General features: G+C 60.8%; 23 protein-coding genes and 1 pseudogene. 1 reads left to right on the forward strand and 23 read right to left on the reverse strand.

What is annotated here, in order from left to right; genetic code table 11:
- Window positions 1–183: 183 nt before the first annotated feature.
- From MRS74_RS09260 to MRS74_RS09310, 11 genes are all read right to left on the reverse strand, one after another.
- Window positions 184–576, reverse strand: coding sequence for a phage tail assembly chaperone (locus MRS74_RS09260; protein ID WP_254579999.1), 393 nt, complete (start codon window positions 574–576; stop codon window positions 184–186).
- Between the two features lie 14 nt (window positions 577–590).
- On the reverse strand, window positions 591–1,487 hold the full coding sequence (locus tag MRS74_RS09265; protein WP_254580000.1) for a gp53-like domain-containing protein: 897 nt from the start codon (window positions 1,485–1,487) through the stop codon (window positions 591–593).
- Window positions 1,488–1,511: 24 nt separating this feature from the next.
- The gene (locus tag MRS74_RS09270; protein WP_256557871.1) at window positions 1,512–2,045 is read right to left on the reverse strand and encodes a phage tail protein I; all 534 of its coding nucleotides are present in this window, start codon (window positions 2,043–2,045) and stop codon (window positions 1,512–1,514) included.
- On the reverse strand, window positions 2,038–3,039 hold the full coding sequence (locus MRS74_RS09275; protein WP_254580001.1) for a baseplate assembly protein: 1,002 nt from the start codon (window positions 3,037–3,039) through the stop codon (window positions 2,038–2,040). Before MRS74_RS09275 ends, MRS74_RS09270 begins: the two co-directional genes overlap by 8 nt.
- Window positions 3,040–3,057: 18 nt before the next feature.
- Entirely contained in the window at window positions 3,058–3,570 is a 513-nt protein-coding gene (locus MRS74_RS09280) for a DUF4376 domain-containing protein (RefSeq protein ID WP_254580002.1), read from the reverse strand.
- Complete coding sequence (locus MRS74_RS09285) at window positions 3,567–4,049, reverse strand: galactose-binding domain-containing protein (RefSeq protein ID WP_254580003.1); 483 nt, start codon at window positions 4,047–4,049, stop codon at window positions 3,567–3,569. The genes MRS74_RS09280 and MRS74_RS09285 overlap by 4 nt, the downstream gene beginning before the upstream one ends.
- Window positions 4,046–4,666 carry a hypothetical protein gene (locus tag MRS74_RS09290; RefSeq protein WP_254580004.1) on the reverse strand — a complete coding sequence of 207 codons (621 nt, stop codon included), beginning with the start codon at window positions 4,664–4,666 and terminating at the stop codon, window positions 4,046–4,048. The genes MRS74_RS09285 and MRS74_RS09290 overlap by 4 nt, the downstream gene beginning before the upstream one ends.
- Window positions 4,666–5,091 carry a GPW/gp25 family protein gene (locus MRS74_RS09295; protein WP_254580005.1) on the reverse strand — a complete coding sequence of 142 codons (426 nt, stop codon included), beginning with the start codon at window positions 5,089–5,091 and terminating at the stop codon, window positions 4,666–4,668. Before MRS74_RS09295 ends, MRS74_RS09290 begins: the two co-directional genes overlap by 1 nt.
- Before the next feature lie 46 nt (window positions 5,092–5,137).
- Entirely contained in the window at window positions 5,138–5,647 is a 510-nt protein-coding gene (locus tag MRS74_RS09300; protein ID WP_254580006.1) for a phage baseplate assembly protein V, read from the reverse strand.
- 70 nt (window positions 5,648–5,717) lie between these two features.
- Entirely contained in the window at window positions 5,718–6,476 is a 759-nt protein-coding gene (locus MRS74_RS09305; protein WP_254580007.1) for a DNA adenine methylase, read from the reverse strand.
- A complete protein-coding gene (locus MRS74_RS09310; protein WP_254580008.1) occupies window positions 6,403–6,609 on the reverse strand; it encodes a Com family DNA-binding transcriptional regulator in 207 nt (68 codons plus the stop codon). The genes MRS74_RS09305 and MRS74_RS09310 overlap by 74 nt, the downstream gene beginning before the upstream one ends.
- A gap of 344 nt (window positions 6,610–6,953) precedes the next feature.
- Between MRS74_RS09310 and MRS74_RS09315 the strand changes: the two genes are divergently transcribed.
- Window positions 6,954–7,976, forward strand: coding sequence for a DUF2971 domain-containing protein (locus tag MRS74_RS09315; protein ID WP_254580009.1), 1,023 nt, complete (start codon window positions 6,954–6,956; stop codon window positions 7,974–7,976).
- A gap of 11 nt (window positions 7,977–7,987) precedes the next feature.
- On the opposite strand, the gene MRS74_RS09320 is transcribed toward MRS74_RS09315, so the two are convergent.
- From MRS74_RS09320 to MRS74_RS09370, 12 genes and pseudogenes are all read right to left on the reverse strand, one after another.
- The gene (locus MRS74_RS09320; protein WP_254580010.1) at window positions 7,988–8,428 is read right to left on the reverse strand and encodes a phage virion morphogenesis protein; all 441 of its coding nucleotides are present in this window, start codon (window positions 8,426–8,428) and stop codon (window positions 7,988–7,990) included.
- A complete protein-coding gene (locus MRS74_RS09325; protein WP_254580011.1) occupies window positions 8,421–8,861 on the reverse strand; it encodes a phage tail protein in 441 nt (146 codons plus the stop codon). The genes MRS74_RS09320 and MRS74_RS09325 overlap by 8 nt, the downstream gene beginning before the upstream one ends.
- On the reverse strand, window positions 8,821–9,069 hold the full coding sequence (gene lysC, locus MRS74_RS24215) for an Rz1-like lysis system protein LysC (RefSeq protein ID WP_368671260.1): 249 nt from the start codon (window positions 9,067–9,069) through the stop codon (window positions 8,821–8,823). The genes MRS74_RS09325 and lysC overlap by 41 nt, the downstream gene beginning before the upstream one ends.
- Window positions 8,987–9,379: pseudogene (gene lysB / locus MRS74_RS09330) on the reverse strand (Rz-like lysis system protein LysB); the annotation flags it as partial. The pseudogene lysB and the gene lysC, both read right to left, overlap by 83 nt.
- The gene (locus tag MRS74_RS09335) at window positions 9,376–10,179 is read right to left on the reverse strand and encodes an N-acetylmuramidase domain-containing protein (protein WP_254580013.1); all 804 of its coding nucleotides are present in this window, start codon (window positions 10,177–10,179) and stop codon (window positions 9,376–9,378) included. The gene MRS74_RS09335 and the pseudogene lysB, both read right to left, overlap by 4 nt.
- Complete coding sequence (locus MRS74_RS09340) at window positions 10,170–10,457, reverse strand: phage holin family protein (protein ID WP_254580014.1); 288 nt, start codon at window positions 10,455–10,457, stop codon at window positions 10,170–10,172. The genes MRS74_RS09335 and MRS74_RS09340 overlap by 10 nt, the downstream gene beginning before the upstream one ends.
- Window positions 10,454–10,804, reverse strand: a complete 351-nt coding sequence (locus MRS74_RS09345; protein WP_254580015.1) for a putative holin — start codon at window positions 10,802–10,804, stop codon at window positions 10,454–10,456. Before MRS74_RS09345 ends, MRS74_RS09340 begins: the two co-directional genes overlap by 4 nt.
- Before the next feature lie 10 nt (window positions 10,805–10,814).
- Window positions 10,815–11,030 carry a tail protein X gene (locus tag MRS74_RS09350; RefSeq protein WP_254580016.1) on the reverse strand — a complete coding sequence of 72 codons (216 nt, stop codon included), beginning with the start codon at window positions 11,028–11,030 and terminating at the stop codon, window positions 10,815–10,817.
- Entirely contained in the window at window positions 11,030–11,494 is a 465-nt protein-coding gene (locus MRS74_RS09355) for a head completion/stabilization protein (protein WP_254580017.1), read from the reverse strand. Before MRS74_RS09355 ends, MRS74_RS09350 begins: the two co-directional genes overlap by 1 nt.
- Window positions 11,495–11,591: 97 nt before the next feature.
- Window positions 11,592–12,260 (reverse strand): phage terminase small subunit, encoded by a 669-nt coding sequence (gene gpM / locus MRS74_RS09360; protein WP_254580018.1) that lies wholly within the window; start codon window positions 12,258–12,260, stop codon window positions 11,592–11,594.
- A 54-nt stretch (window positions 12,261–12,314) separates the two neighbouring features.
- Window positions 12,315–13,331: a phage major capsid protein, P2 family gene (locus MRS74_RS09365; RefSeq protein WP_254580019.1), complete on the reverse strand. Its 1,017-nt coding sequence runs from the start codon at window positions 13,329–13,331 to the stop codon at window positions 12,315–12,317.
- Between the two features lie 49 nt (window positions 13,332–13,380).
- A complete protein-coding gene (locus MRS74_RS09370; RefSeq protein ID WP_254580020.1) occupies window positions 13,381–14,208 on the reverse strand; it encodes a GPO family capsid scaffolding protein in 828 nt (275 codons plus the stop codon).
- Between the last annotated feature and the right edge of the window lie 143 nt (window positions 14,209–14,351).

Consider the following 14,351-nt stretch of genomic DNA (forward strand, 5'->3'; position numbering starts at 1 on the left):
TCTCCTGCTGTTGGCGTTTGCACGTTTTCTGGCACTGGGGCCAGTGTGCAGTCACGCGCGCGCAGAAGGCAGCGGTGGGTGGTGTAGCGGGGAGTGTTACACGGGGAGGGTAGGCCGGGCCGCATGGGCCCGGAGGTCTGGCCGATCATAAAACGGGGGGCGATGGGTGGCTATTGCAGGTGCTTAATCCGGCTTTACGGGCCAGTCGATCGACTGGGGGAAGCCGGGCTGCTGCGGTACTTCGAGCAGCGCCTGGCGGTAGGTTTGCCAGGCCTCGAACTCGGCACCGGTCATGTCGCTGATGCGCAGCGGATTGAGAGTGTCGATCTCGGTGGCCAGCAGGCGGTCGCGTTTGCGGCGGGCTTGTTCTGCCTGTTCCTCGACCGGTGGCGCCGGGCGCTCGGCCAGTACCGGGTGGCCATCCGCTCGGGCCGTGATGCGGGTGCCCCGCGACTGCCCCTTCAGCAGGGCTTGGTGCTGTTCGCGGGTGATCTCGACCCCATCTTCGGGGATCCGCTTGCCGTGGATCCTGGCATCGTAGAAGCCCTGCGTGGCGGCGCTGTAGTAAATGCTCATGTGGGTTCCCTCGCTCAGTAGCCGATTGCTATCCAGGACGTCAGTGAGTTTGCAGCGGCCAGGTCACTTTGTATCTGGAACTGTGACAGGCTGAGCCCGCTAAAGGATATAAAGTCCTGGTTCGCTGAATCGACATCGCCGGTGACACCCGCCAGGTATGCGTTCGGAAACGCCGTCGGGAAGCTGTAGGTACCTTCTTCGTTGGCGCCCCACTGAATAATAAAGCCGTCGGCTACATCCGGGATGCGAATGTAGTCGCTGGCGCCCCAGGCCCGAACGTCGAACAGGTCGCCGGCCGAGTCCTCCAGCGCGGTGATTGCGGTGGTGTTGTTGTTGATCAGGGTAGTGTTGTTCCCGATCGCCTGGTTGATCAGCGCCACCACCGCTGCCAGCCCCAGGGGCGTGACGGCGATATCGCCCTGGGCGCCGTCGATTGTTTCCTGATCATCAGCCAGCCGTACAACGCCCACGACTGACTGTGTTGCCGGCGAGTTGCTGAAATCGGTGTCGCCGAAGGTGATAGACGCGGCGTTGATGCTGGTCAGGGTGATGTCGATCGCCAGCAGCAGCTGTGCCTGCGTCGCTTTCTCGACGATCCAGCCAGAACCAGACGGCTGCGAGTACAGGGCCAGCAGCACGCCGGCATCGGTGAAGAGGCCGATCTCGCCAACGCTGTAGCTGTCGCTGCTGTTATCCGACATGGTTATATGAATCACATCGTCGTCGACGGCTGCGCCTGCAATGGTGTTGAGGCGCTTTATTTCGGTCTGTAGCGTGGTCTGGCTGGCGGTGGGATTGTAGCGGCCGCTGCCGACCCCGATCTCGGTGATTGTGACCGGATCGGTGCCGGTGTTCTCGGCGTTGATGATGGCCGCCCGGCCCGCATCGGTAATGGTGATTTCCAATGGCATGGTGTGCTCCTTTAGTGCCGCCAGCTATGCCTCGATGCAACCGAGACGGCGAAATGTGACTACCCGCACGGCGCCCAGAATGCCAAGTGCACCGGTTACCGAACGCTCGGTGGTGACGGCGAACTGTGACCGTACCGGCTTGGTGCGCGAGACTTCGCTAAAAATGTCCCGGGTGTAGGTTTCGGTATCGGCCTGCTGAGTCTCGGGCAGGATAACCTCGAACGAATGCGGCACGCCGCGGGGTTCTGCCTGCCACCATTCGCGGATGGTCACGTTCGGGTCCAGCGCGGCGACGGCATCCAGCACGGCGCGGGCAGTGCCCTTGCGGCGCTGGATGGCGATCGCGTCGCGGATGCGCTGGCGTTTGGTGGCCTCGCTCCAGTACGGCCGCCAGGTATCGATCGACAGCGCCCAGGCCAGCCAGGGCAGCAACTCGGCCGGGCAGGTGTCAGCATTCCACACGGGTCGGATCTCGACCGGGTGGTCTGAGGCGCGGGCGGTAACGTCCTCGATGGATTTCTCCATCGCTGTCGCGTTAGGAGGCAGCAGGCTACTCATCGTATCCCCCGTGGGTCAGCGTGATGCCGGTGCAGTAGCTGGCGCTGCGGTTGTCGATGACGATATCCGCCGCCGGGCTGGCGAGCTCCACGCGTTGCACGCCGGGTTGGTGTAGGGCGGCATAGACACCGGACAGCGTTACGTCCTGCCCCAGCAGATGGCGGGATTCGACGTACTGCTCGATGGCGGTCTGGGCGGCTGCCAGCACCACCTCGCTGTCCGGGCCGTTAAGGAAGTAAATGGTGGCGTCGATGCTGTAGTTGACGATTTGGGCACTACGCACGATGACGAAGTCGGTTAACGGCCGCACCTCGTCCGCCGAGAGCGCCGCCTCGACCTGGTCTAGCAGCGTTTGCGGGGCAGTGCCGGCGCCGTTGCGGGACAGCACACTGACGGCAACATCGCCCGGCATTGGGTCCGCCAGGCCGGCATCGTCGTCGACCTGCAGCACGATGGAATTGGGCGGTAGCTGGTCGAGAATGGCCTGGCTCACGGTGGCCTGGCTGAACGTCGGTGACACGGGCTTTGCATCCAGCACGTCGCCATGGGCGGAGAGCGCGTGGTAGATGTAGGCGCCCTCGGGCCCGGCGGTGCTGTAGCCCTCGACGGCCAGCTGGATACGGCGGCGGAAATCGTTGTCGGCCTCGTACAACGGCGCGACCGGCGGCACGGCCTCGGTGTCGCCCGGGTCCAGCAGCAGCCGGGTGACTTCGAAGAAGGCGCCCAGGTTGTCCAGATCCGCGCCGCTGGCATAGGCCAGCATCACGCCCTTGGCGGCCTCGTTGATACGCTGGCGCAGGATTAGCTCGCGCAACGCGCAGACCTCCAGGATCTTGCGCACCGGCTCCGATTCGAGCTCGAGCGCCGATTCCAGCGCCGGCGCCCGGCTGACCAGGTCGTTGATCATCGCGATCAGGATAGACTCATAGTCCAGCTCCTCGATCACGTCCGGTACCGGCAGCTTGCTGAGGTCTATCGCTGTGAATCCGCTCATGCTTATCTGTCCTGTCGGTTACGGCTGGGTGGTGTACGGCAGCACCCAGAGCCTGGCCTGTTCCAGACCGGCCAGGCGCAGCGCTTCAGCAAGTTCTGCCTTACCGACGGTGGTTATACTGTTGTCAGCCAGCACCCAGTCGATAGTGTCGGCGTCTGTCATGCCGAGCAGAGCACGCGCCATGCGGGTCTGGGAGTCTTCATCACCGTCAAACGTCAGGCCTGATGCCGTCGTGACCGTGATCGCAGCTACATCCTCAATCCGATCCCGCTTGGCCTGTTCCAGAAGCTCATCGGGCGAGAACGCTTCGACCTGGAACGTCGGGTAATACTTGCCGTCCCGCAGTTCGGCCTTGCCCAATCGGGTGACCTTATCGCCTGTCGGTGCTGGCTCGACTTCCAGCGGCGCATGGTCCAGCTTGGCCAGCTGTTCCGGTGCCGGGTTATCCGGGACGTTGGTCGTGATCTGCTTGCGCAGCTTGGCCAGGGTGGTGACTGTAAGTGTCTCGGTGTTTACGATTTCCATGGTCATAAGACGTACTCGCGCTCTTCCAGTGAGGTCCAGGCAGGATCATTAGTGACGGTATGCACGGTTTCCCACAGCACCTGGTCGTCGGACTTCTGAATGTCCCAACTGCGCGTCATGTTTCCGGGTATTGAGGCGGCAGGATGGGGTGCGACTAACTGGTATCTGACGATGTTTTTCGCGCCGCCAAAATCGACAGTAATAATTGGGTTTGTTTGCCCGCTAGCTGAGATGTACGTATTTGTATGGCTGTCGGCAGTCACGCCATCGACTATCTTGGGTATGTCATAGGACGCAGAAAGCCGCCAGGCTGTGGTGGTGACGGGTTTTCCCTGTGCCACATTAGATTCGGTGGCATCAATAAAACGCAGCTCTGCAATAGCGTAATAACCAGTTCGGCCGTCGGTACATTTCAATCGAAAGTATCGACCGCTAATTGCAGGCGGCGTTGGCAGCCCACCCAGGCTTTTCCGCGCCAGCATCATGCCGTTACGCTCCTGTGCTCGGCATAAACGGTGCTATCGCCTTCGTATTGGTTGAGGATGACGCGGTCAACCGTGCCTAGTGTCGGCGCTTCTCCACCGACCCAGACAAAGTCGCTGGCCGGCCAGGTCATGAGCCAGGCCCCAGCGCCCAGCAGGTGCAGTTCCCGCTTGGTCGAGCCAACCGTCGGCACGTTGGTGAAGTCGAACTCGGTATCGGCCGTGATGGTCCGCACGAACACCATCGCCACCGCCCAGTCCAGGGTGGCGCTGGCACTGCTGTCCGTGACTTCCGAAACTGTGGTGACCGTGTCGCCGGCCTTGGCCAGCTTGGCATCCAGTCCTGCCTGCAGGCCGGTCACGCTGCTGACGGGCTGCTCGCCGGTGTGGCTGGCGCGGTCACGCAGCTGGGCATCGCTGGCGTTGGCGGTGGCGCCGGCAGCGATAGCGGCCAGCTTGGCCTGCTCGGCGGTGCTGTAGTCGTTGGTCGACAGGCCCTTGCCGGCGGCCTTGTCGACCTTTTCCGCGGCGTTCTGCTCGGCCAGGTCGATCGCCTGGTTGATGGAGTTGGCTGCAGTCTCGGCGTTGGTGACGCCGGGCGAGATCTTCTGGATGGGCATCAGCTCTGTCCCCACTTAGAGAAATAGTAAATCGCGTCGCCGTCCGGGCCGCCCCAGAGGTTGTCCTCCCAGAAGGCGCCGCTGGCGACGCGGTTCTGGATCACTACGGAGGTCTGCAGGAACTCGTCTTTAACGCTGCCGACGATATCGATCACCGCGCCCGCCGGTGCCTGGTAGTACAGGGCGATGCTGGAGATGCGAAAGCGCGGTTCCCAGCGCATGATCGCGCCGGCGGTGGCGGCGTAGAGGCGCAGCACCGTGGCCTGGTTCAGCGGCGCGTCGATCAGGTCCGGAATCAGGCTGCCGTAGTCGCGGCGCATGACTCGCGAGCCGATCGGCGTGGTCAGGATGTCCGCGATGGACTGGCGCACATGGTCCTGGATGTCGTTGATCACCAGGCCGCTGGATTTGTTGAGACCGATCATCGCTCCCGCCCTCCCTGGCTCCCGCCAATTTCGTGTGTCCTGCACATCATGAGGGCTCATCCGTCGAACTGGGCCCGCTCGCCACACCGCCGTGGGTGTGGTGCTGGGCCGAGATGCCGTCCGAGGTCATGTCGCCGCCGGTCTGGGTGACGGGGGCCTGGATATGCAGGTGCGTGGCGGACAGGGTCATCGCGCCGGCGCAATGGATATTCAGCGTATTGGCAGCCGCGTTGTGTTCGATGTAGCTGCCGTCATCGAACTGGATCAGGTCGATATCCGGATCGCTGCCGGGGCTGGCGATGGCGTCGGTGTAGAGCGTGCCTATCACCAGGGCCTGCGCCGGGTCGCCGCTGGGGCAGGCGATGATCACCTGGGTGCCGGTGCGCAGCGGTCGCCAGCGCCGGTAGTTACGCCCGATCTCCGCCGGCCAGGGCAGCCAGCCGGTCAGCAGACCGCCGCTCTGTACCCGCAATGTGCGGGCGTCATGATCCACCTGGGCGATGGTGCCCAGGCGGATCAGACTTTCGATGCGGCGGTTCAGGTCGGCGGTATTCATGACCCCGATACTGCAGGCTGCGCGCGCGCGAGTAGAGCGGGTGGGTGTGTAGCATTGGCTTATACAGCGATCAGAAATTCCGGATGATCAGCTCGCCGGCCTTTTTCGTGGCCTTGGCCGCCAGGGTGTAGGCGTAGTCGACGCGGTGGATCTCCAGCCCCTGCATCACACCACGAATGTCCGGGTGGTCGTTCAGGCTGATGATCACGCGGCCTTTGCTGTTGCGGGCGAACGCGGCCAGCTTTTCGTATTCGCCAAACGGGAAGTCGATGCCGTAGCCCTCGGTCTGCCAGTAGGGCGGGTCGCAGTAGAACAGGGTGCCCGGGCGGTCGTACTTGTGCATGCACTTGAGCCAGTCGAGGTGTTCGATGGTGGTGCTCGCCAGCCGGAAGTGCGCATCTGACAGGCTCTGTTCGATGTTGAAGGCGTTGAAACGGGGCCCGCGTGTTACATCAACGCCGAATGACTGGCCGGTGACCTTGCCGCCAAAGGCCTGCTTTTGCAGGTAGATGAAGCGGGCCGCGCGCTGCACATCGGTGAGCACCGCCACCGGGGTGGCACTGAGCTGCTGCCAGTGCTGGCGGCTGCTCAGTGTCCAGCGGAACTGGCGGTACAGCTCGTCCGGGTGGTGCTGCACCACCCGGTACAGGTTGATGATGTCGCCGTTCAGATCGTTGAGCACCTCCGACCTGGCGGGCGGCTTCATGAAGAACAGCGCTGCGGCGCCGGCGAACGGCTCGCAGTAGCAGTTGTGATCAGGGAATAGCGGGATCAGGTGCTTGGCCAGTTTGCGCTTGCCACCGATCCAGGGTACCAGGGGTTTGGACATCCTTTGCTCCGTTTGTGATGGAGCTCCGGGCCCTCTGAATGCGCTTGCAGCGCGGACACTTGATTTCGAGTTCTTCGAAAATACCTTTAGCTAACAGTTTGTTGCAGTTACTACATCTTACTAACTTTTGCATGTGAACCTTCAGACACTTCTGATAGGCTCCCGTTACCGTGTCGACGCGGTGGGGAAGCCTTGGCTGGTTCACAGTGCTACATCACTGTGGATTGGGGTCTGTTGATTGTTGACGCAATCGGCAGGCCGCTTCCTCTCTCTTGCAGCCTATACTAATTATTCTGATTCCGATGACCAATTGCCTTAAGTGTATACAGGTCAATTACTTCTATAATTGTGAAGGGGTTACGGATACAGGATTGAACCGAAGGCTTTTTTGAGGGTCGATTTATTCGAATATTATTAATTTTTTAATACTTAATTCTGGATTGATTGTTTTTATTTGGATTTTAATTTGGTGGGATTATGGAAAATCGTTTTACTCTGGAAGATTATAACGCTAACTTTGATCCTTTTATTGGCGACGAGCGTCGGCCGAAAAAGTTAGTGGATTTTGAAAATGAGGTTAGATCCGCTTTTTTATCATTTCGTAATGAGTTACGTGAAGAAGACTTTTCGTATGTCCCAACAACGTTGTGGCATTACACGACGACAGATTCTTTTTTCGAAATTCTAAAGACAAACTCCATTTTTCTAAGTGACTCTGACTATTTGAACGACCCTAATGAAGGATTGAAGCTATGTGAGGATTTGCTAGCTATCGGTGAGAATTTAAAGAATAAATCTTTTTCTAAACTAGTAAAGTCATATGTTGATAATAGAATATTATTATCATTGGGAAAGACAATTGGTGATAGAACTACATCAGGTATTCATAATTGCTACCTTGCGTCTTTTTCGGCGACTAGTACCTCGCTCGATCAGTGGCGTTTGTATGGTGATGATGCCCGCGGTGTATGTATAGGCTTCGAAGGTAAAGCATTGATCGAAAGGCTTTGTGATAGAAATAAATTACACCTTCACAAAATAAGATACAAAACGATTGATAGAAATAAAATTGTACAGCGTATCTATGATATGTATTCAGATTTTATTGGCAAGACCGATGTGTTTTGCAGTAATGATAAGTCACCTGCATGTTTTGAGGCTCTTAATTTCATTAAAAGTCAATTTTTAAATTTTATAAGCGACATTAGATATAGTATTAAGCATAAGGCTTATAAAAACGAAGATGAATGGAGGGTTAGATTGAGAAATGGAGCTGATTTTGTGCAGGAAGATATGCAATATTTGTCAAAAAGGAACGCTGTGACTGAAGTATATAAGTTGTCCGGTAAGAGTTACCATGACCATAAGCTTCCGATTAGGAAGATCGTGTGCGGGCCTCTACATAATGAACATCTCACGAAACGATTCGTTGCATCATTGGAAGATGTGTACGGAAAGCTAATTGTAACTAAATCTAGGCTGCCTTATAGAGGTAGATAACTAGGATTTCGTTAAAAAATACTATTAATAAGAATTTCCTGAATCATATCCAGATCCCGCGCTGAGTAACCCAGCAGCTCCCGTTGCTGGTACTGCGCTTCGGGGCCGCCGGGGAATACGCGATCGCGCATGCCGTACTGGTGCACGCGGGCGATGCGGGCGATACGGCCGAAGAAGCCGACACTGACGCTATTGGCGTTGGAGCGGGCCTTGAGGAAGCGGGCCTGGCGCATCTTCAGGAACATGGCCTTGCGCTTGATGCGCCCGGCCTTTTCCTCGCCGCTCCGCGGGGCGAAGGCGGTGCCGTCCGGGTTGTGCTGCTCGGCGATGCGCTGGCGCTGCGAGCGGCGCAGTTCGGTGGCCAGGGTACGGGCCAGCTGGCGGCGCTCGGCAGGACCGATTTTCTGCAACAGCGGCGTGACCCAGGTTTCGAGGCGCGTGAGGTCATTCATTGACGATCAGATCCTGCAGCGCCGCCGGATCCGGCAGGTTGTAGTCCGGTACCGGCTCGGCGGGATGATCGGTCTGGTAGTTGCCATCTTCGCCTTGGGTGACGATCACGCGCTCGCTGAGCGGGATCGTCAAGGACAGGTCGATGCGGCTGTGGTCGATGACGTCGGCCTCGAACTTGATGGCGTCCGGCGCGATCTCGGGCTGCGCCGCCTTGAGCCAGGCCAGCAGCGGCACCAGGACGAGGTCGGTGTGCACGGAGAAGTCGGTGACGATGAGGTTCAGGTTGTACTCGTACTCGAAATGTAGCTTATCGGTCTGCAGCCGTTGGTGCAGGTTTCCGCTGTCGATGAATATCTGCAATTTCTCGGGGTTGGCCTGCAGTTCTTTGACGCTAGCGAGCAGGAAGTCGCGCAGTTGCAGCGGCTTTTTCACGGTCTCTCTCCTGGCACTCGATGATGGAATCGACCCGGGCGGCGCACTGGCCCCAGGCGGCTTCGACGCGCTCGATGTCAGCCATCAGGCTGCCGTTGGTCGTTGGGTCCGTCGCCGGTAGCCGGCACGGGGTCATCAGCGGACAGGAACTGCTGATAATCAGCGGCGCCGGTGATGGCGGGGCGCTGGCGCAGCCGCCGAGCAGCATCAGGCAGGCGAGCAGCAGCCCACTGGCGATAGTTTTCATTGTCGCGCTCCAGGTGCTTGAGAATGAGTTCCCGCTGGCCCAGGGCGGTGCGCAGGGCGGCCTGCTGGCGGTTGAGCGCCTGCAGGCTTTCATGTTGCGCAGCGGCTTGGCGTTCCAGCGCATCTATTACGGCCAGGTTGCGCTGTGCCTCCTGTTCCGCCAGGACGGCGCGTTCGCGCTGGGCGTTCAGCTGCTGGTATTGCAGGTAGTTGCCAGCGCCCAGGACCAGGGTAATCAGCACGACAACGGCAGCGATCGCCAGACGCGTCATGCGGCCACCGGGCGGTAACCGGCGTGGGCCTGTACCAGGCGTTCGTCGTATTTGTTTTTACGATAGGCCGGGCCGTTGTAGCGGCGGGCGAACTCGGTCCAGTTCAGGCCCTGCAGGGCGGTGTGTAGCTTGGCGTCGGCCGCTACGAAGCGCACGAAGGCATCGAGCTGCTCACCCTCGCTGCGCTGCATTCGGTCGACGAAGTCGTGAATACTGGCGTACTCCAGCGCCTGCCAGTGGTAGCCCATGATCTGGAACAGACCCCAGGAGCAGGACTCCAGCGCGCTGGTGTCGTCAATACCGCGGGCCAGCTGCAGACGGTAGTGCTCGGTGGCGCCGCCCTTGTAGCCGCCCGGTGTCTTGTTGACCAGTGCCGGGTGGCGCTCGGCCAGTTGCGCGATCCGGTTCGCGTCGACGCCGTTCTGTGCCAGGCGTTTGCGCATGACGTGCCGCTCGTAGAGGATCACCGGCCGGCCATCTTCCAGGAAGCCATGCCCCCGGCTCTCCACTGCTTTTACGGCATGCACGCAGGCGAGGTCGACACCCAGCACCCGGGCCGCGGCTTCGATATCGGCCTGGCTCAAAAGATGGCTGGTGTCCCGTTTCAGCAGGGCGGCCCGGGTTTTGTCCCCGACGACGCCGTCGACCACCAGGTTGGCGGCACGCTGCAGGGCGATAACGGCGGCGGCGGTGTCGTCGCCAAATTTACCGCTAACGGTCACGCAGTAGCCGGCGGACGTCAGGCGCTGCTGCAGCAGCTCGACCTGCGGCCCCTTCGAGCCTGTCAGTATCAGTTCCATCGGTGTTCCCTCAGTCTCAGCAGCACGGCAACATTGCCGCGGGCGTAGTAGATCAGCGCGGTCAGCAGCAGCAGGGCTGCGATCAGCAGCGGGTGCAGGTCGGTAGCGTTGAATTTGCCCGTCAGCAGGCAGAGCGCGACGGAGCCTGTGACCAGGATCAGCAGGTAGGCCAGGGCTGATATCGAGCGCTTGAACGCCGCGCCGGCACGGCGATAGAACAGCAGGCGCCCGCAACTGGCGGCACAGGCGGCGAACAGGATCAGATCGAGCGCATTCACTTGATTTTCCCCCGGATGACGGTGATCAAATCCACGCCCTCCAGCCGCTTGACCAGCGGTGATGTGAGCGTGATGCACAGCAGCCCGGCCAGAAAGCCGGCAACGCCGGTCTCCTGAATCGGCAGGTGGCTGATCAGCTCCGGTGCGGCGATGTAGCCCATGATCAGGCTGATCAGCAGGTAAATCGCACGCACGGCCAGCGACAGTTCCCGGGCTGACATGACGAACAGCGTGGCACCGGCGAAGGCGCCGATCAGGGCATTGCCGTCGATACCCGGAAACATCGAGGCCAGGCCGATGCCGGTGGTGGCGACAACGGTGACGGCGGTGGTGCTGGGCTCTGCCATGGAGCTCTCCTTAATCCCAGAGGTGCAGCGTGGTGTCGGCCGGCTGGGTGTCGTCTGCGTCCGGCAGCGTGATCAGCAGGCCGTGCGGAAGAATCGGGCCGAGTTCGGCAAGACCGTGGTTGGCTTCGTAGACGCCCTCGGTGACGCGGCCTGTGCGGCCGTAGTGGCGCCAGCAGATCAGGTCGACGGTATCGCCCTGCATGGCCCGCACCTGCGTTTGGGCCATCAGATCAGCTCCACGGTGGTGCGTTGCCGGCCGCTGATGGCGCGGATGGCGATGATGGCCTGGCGGCGGTACTGCTCGATGGTTTCCTCAAGCGACTCGGCGCGCTGGGTGCCGTTGAGGGTGGAGTCGTAGTCGCGGTAGCGCTCGACCAACTCGGCTTTCGCCCAGCAGTAAACGGCGCGCTTGTACAGGGTGACGTAGGCGTTGACGCCGTCGATGGTGTCGCCTGGCGTGTCCTCGAGCGTGGTGTGGCCGGTGGCTTCCTGGTCGGCCTTCCAGCTTTTCAGGTTGTCATTGACGTCGATGATGGCGCCGACCAGCGCGTGATTCAGCCGCTGCGGCGTGATGCTCTGGTCGATGCGCATGGCCTCGCGGCAGGCGCTGGGCGATATCGCCGGATAGAAATCGGTGTTGGCGATATCGTCTTCGGCGACGGCGGGGCTGTTGGCAACGAATCCGGACATGGCTGGCCTCGGTGTTGGGTCGGGCGGTGGAGGGGTGCGTCAGTGAGGATAAATCCAACATCGGCACACCTGCCGCCCGGGTGCGTGGGACGCTCGGTTAGGCTGGCCCGGAGGCCGCACTGTTCTTTTCCAGCTCGCGTTCGAGCTTGCCGATCAGGGTCTTAACGCCGGATCGTTCATCGTAGGTAAGGGCCGCGCGCAGCTGCAGCAGCGCGCATTCGGGTTCACTGTCGGCCAGGGCCATGCCCAGCGCCTTGTGCAGCTTGGCCCGCACCTGGTCGGGCATGTCCTGCTCGGCGGTGAGTTCAACGGCCTTGAGCAGGGTCGCTACGGGCACCCTTTGGTCGGTGCCTTTGTTGGCCGCGTCGGCAATTTCTTCGGCAATCACGCAGGCGGTTGAACGCTGGTATTTGTCGGGCATCGCCAGACCGTGGCGCAGCGCATACTCGGCGATCTCCAGCGCGCCGCCGTAGTAGCCCGCATCAATCGACCAGAGCATGACGGTCATCAGTACGTCATCCTGGGCGCCGGCGTCGGACTCCAGCACGCCCGCGATATAGGGGGCGTAACTGTCCAGCAGCTCGGCCTTGAGCAGGCCCTTGGCCTTGATGGACTCGATGGCCTTGAGCCGGCGGCGGTCTTCGTACAGTTGCGCCATCATCAGCTCGTACTGCGGTGCATCCGGCCGGACGTTGGATTCGGCGGCCCGGGCCGCCTCCTGGGCGGCCTGGACGCGCATAACGTGGCGTTTGGCGGGTGAGATCATTGCAGCGTCTCCTGATCGGTGCTCTTCAGAACGGATGGGCTACCGGGGCCGGGCTTAGGCCGGATCCACGGTAACGATGTTTTCGATCAGGCAGCCGCGGCCGTAGTCCTCGACCACGTAGTCGTCGTTCGAGGACTCGTAGTTCTCGATGCGATCGCGCTTGGGGTTGTCGAGGATGTGGCGGCGGCGCGCGCCGTCCTGGTAGTAGAGCGACAGGTTGTCGAAGGTGGTGATCAGCATGGTGCCGGCCGGCAGGAACGGCACCCGGGCCGCCGGCAGGCCGCCGACACGCTTCTGGCTCAGCACCACGTCGGTGGCCAGCATCTCGCTGGCAGGCTGAGCCTGGTTGATCAGCGGGAAATATTTGTCGGCCAGCAGATCCCGGCCCATGATCGCCACCAGGGCGGTATCCTCGCGGAACCAGACGTCGATCAGGTTGTTGACCGCATCGAACACCAGGGCGTCCAGGTTCTCGTAGTCACCGCCGGCAAAGACGTTGACGGCGCCGGAAGCCGCCACCACTTCGTCCATCACGCGGGCCGGGGCATCAGCGCGGTATTTCTGCAGCCAGCCGATGTTCACGTCCTGCAGCAGCGGGTTGGTAACCCGGTCCGAGTCCGCGGCATAGCTGGTGCCGTTAAAGCCGATCATGATGCGGTCCAGCGCCTGGCGATGCACGATGGCGTTGCGCACGCGGGTCTGGAAGTCGGGGAACTTGGCCCACATGTCCAGGGTGCCGTAGCGCAGGTGGGTGTCGTAGTTGTTCTTGCGGCACTCGTAGCCTTTGGCGTCGACGGAGGTGGGATCCTGTGTCTGGCGATCGCCGGCGGAGGTGTCGGTGTTGCTGGCGATGGTGGAACCGACGCCCAGGCCGAGTTTCTCGCCCTTCATTTCGGTCACGCCGAACATATTGATTTTTCGCAGGAACTCGCTGCTTTCCTGAATCTTGGTTTCCAGGGTCTGCTGCACGCTCGGGGTGGCCGAGAACTTGACGGCGGCCGAGGGTACGCCGTTCAGCTTGGCGACCTGTTCGCAGTAGGCGTTGTATTTTTCCCGTGTTTCGTTGCGCATGGGGTGGATCTCCGTTCGTTAGGGGCTGTGTTCCGTTGTCGGTACCGGCTTAGCAGTCGGTAACCTGCTCGCCTTTACCCCCGGATGCCGGCGGGCGCACTGTGAAATTCGGGGTTTTCTCGAGCTGCTGCTTGAGTTCGGCCAGTTCGTCCTGGGCGGTTTTCAGGTCTGCGCTCAGTTGCTGCAGCTGCGCGCTGTTATCGCTGCCACCGGGTTGCAGGTTCTTGAATTTTTCCTGCAGGCTGGCGACCTCTTCAGCGACAGCCTCGATCGCCTGGGCAACGTCGCTGTCTTTTTCGGTGCGATCGGCGTCGGACTTGCGGAACATCTCCTTCACGCGGTCGACCAGGGAAGTGCTGTCGACGAATTCGAGCTCGACTTCACGGGCGGCGCTGAACAGGTTTTCCGGCTTTTGCTTGCGGGCGGCCAGTGGGTTGGTCTCGGCCTTGGCCGAGAACTGCAGCATTTCGGTGCTCAGCGAGGCCGGGGAGTCGGTGATGGCCAGGCCCTGCAGGTAGGCCTCGCCGGTATTGGCGAAATCGAAATCGATCTCCATCGATGTGTAGACCTTCTTGCGCTTTTTGTTGAGCGCAATCAGGTCGTCGTTCGGGGAAATCTCCGCCAGCAGGGCCAGCTTTTTCTTGCCGTCGATCTCGATGGTTTCGGTTTTCAGGGCCAGTACATCGCCAAAGGCGCCGAATGAACTGTCGGGCGCCAGGCCGCGAATGTGCTCGCAGTTGATGCGGGCGCCGTACTTTTCGGGGTTGTAGTTCTTGGCCATCTGCGTCAGCCACTCGGGCTGAATTTCGCGGCCGTCCGTGGTGTCGCCTTCAACGCCAATGCGGAAATGTTTGCTCTTGAGCGCTTTCTTGGCCATCGGTCCTGTCCTCTCCTGGTGCGCAGGTGCAGCGGCCTGATTGCCGCTCGTCGCTTGTGATGGGAGTAGGGTGGTCTGATGCGCGCGCGGCATCAATTTGGCCTGTATGTATAGCCAGCAGGTACACGAGGGATAAAAAGGAG

The organism is Marinobacterium sedimentorum (genome assembly GCF_024267675.1).
GTDB classification, from domain to species: domain Bacteria; phylum Pseudomonadota; class Gammaproteobacteria; order Pseudomonadales; family Balneatricaceae; genus Marinobacterium_A; species Marinobacterium_A sedimentorum.

Excerpts from the sequence above, each read along its gene's own strand:
- MRS74_RS09260 (WP_254579999.1), bottom strand. The coding sequence starts at position 576 with ATGAGCATTTACTACAGCGCCGCCACGCAGGGCTTCTACGATGCCAGG.
- MRS74_RS09265 (WP_254580000.1), bottom strand. The coding sequence starts at position 1,487 with ATGCCATTGGAAATCACCATTACCGATGCGGGCCGGGCGGCCATCATC.
- MRS74_RS09270 (WP_256557871.1), bottom strand. The coding sequence starts at position 2,045 with ATGAGTAGCCTGCTGCCTCCTAACGCGACAGCGATGGAGAAATCCATC.
- MRS74_RS09275 (WP_254580001.1), bottom strand. The coding sequence starts at position 3,039 with ATGAGCGGATTCACAGCGATAGACCTCAGCAAGCTGCCGGTACCGGAC.
- MRS74_RS09280 (WP_254580002.1), bottom strand. The coding sequence starts at position 3,570 with ATGACCATGGAAATCGTAAACACCGAGACACTTACAGTCACCACCCTG.
- MRS74_RS09285 (WP_254580003.1), bottom strand. The coding sequence starts at position 4,049 with ATGATGCTGGCGCGGAAAAGCCTGGGTGGGCTGCCAACGCCGCCTGCA.
- MRS74_RS09290 (WP_254580004.1), bottom strand. The coding sequence starts at position 4,666 with ATGCCCATCCAGAAGATCTCGCCCGGCGTCACCAACGCCGAGACTGCA.
- MRS74_RS09295 (WP_254580005.1), bottom strand. The coding sequence starts at position 5,091 with ATGATCGGTCTCAACAAATCCAGCGGCCTGGTGATCAACGACATCCAG.
- MRS74_RS09300 (WP_254580006.1), bottom strand. The coding sequence starts at position 5,647 with ATGAATACCGCCGACCTGAACCGCCGCATCGAAAGTCTGATCCGCCTG.
- MRS74_RS09305 (WP_254580007.1), bottom strand. The coding sequence starts at position 6,476 with ATGTCCAAACCCCTGGTACCCTGGATCGGTGGCAAGCGCAAACTGGCC.
- MRS74_RS09310 (WP_254580008.1), bottom strand. The coding sequence starts at position 6,609 with ATGCAAAAGTTAGTAAGATGTAGTAACTGCAACAAACTGTTAGCTAAA.
- MRS74_RS09315 (WP_254580009.1), top strand. The coding sequence starts at position 6,954 with ATGGAAAATCGTTTTACTCTGGAAGATTATAACGCTAACTTTGATCCT.
- MRS74_RS09320 (WP_254580010.1), bottom strand. The coding sequence starts at position 8,428 with ATGAATGACCTCACGCGCCTCGAAACCTGGGTCACGCCGCTGTTGCAG.
- lysC (WP_368671260.1), bottom strand. The coding sequence starts at position 9,069 with ATGCTGCTCGGCGGCTGCGCCAGCGCCCCGCCATCACCGGCGCCGCTG.
- MRS74_RS09335 (WP_254580013.1), bottom strand. The coding sequence starts at position 10,179 with ATGGAACTGATACTGACAGGCTCGAAGGGGCCGCAGGTCGAGCTGCTG.
- MRS74_RS09345 (WP_254580015.1), bottom strand. The coding sequence starts at position 10,804 with ATGGCAGAGCCCAGCACCACCGCCGTCACCGTTGTCGCCACCACCGGC.
- MRS74_RS09350 (WP_254580016.1), bottom strand. The coding sequence starts at position 11,030 with ATGGCCCAAACGCAGGTGCGGGCCATGCAGGGCGATACCGTCGACCTG.
- MRS74_RS09355 (WP_254580017.1), bottom strand. The coding sequence starts at position 11,494 with ATGTCCGGATTCGTTGCCAACAGCCCCGCCGTCGCCGAAGACGATATC.
- gpM (WP_254580018.1), bottom strand. The coding sequence starts at position 12,260 with ATGATCTCACCCGCCAAACGCCACGTTATGCGCGTCCAGGCCGCCCAG.
- MRS74_RS09365 (WP_254580019.1), bottom strand. The coding sequence starts at position 13,331 with ATGCGCAACGAAACACGGGAAAAATACAACGCCTACTGCGAACAGGTC.
- MRS74_RS09370 (WP_254580020.1), bottom strand. The coding sequence starts at position 14,208 with ATGGCCAAGAAAGCGCTCAAGAGCAAACATTTCCGCATTGGCGTTGAA.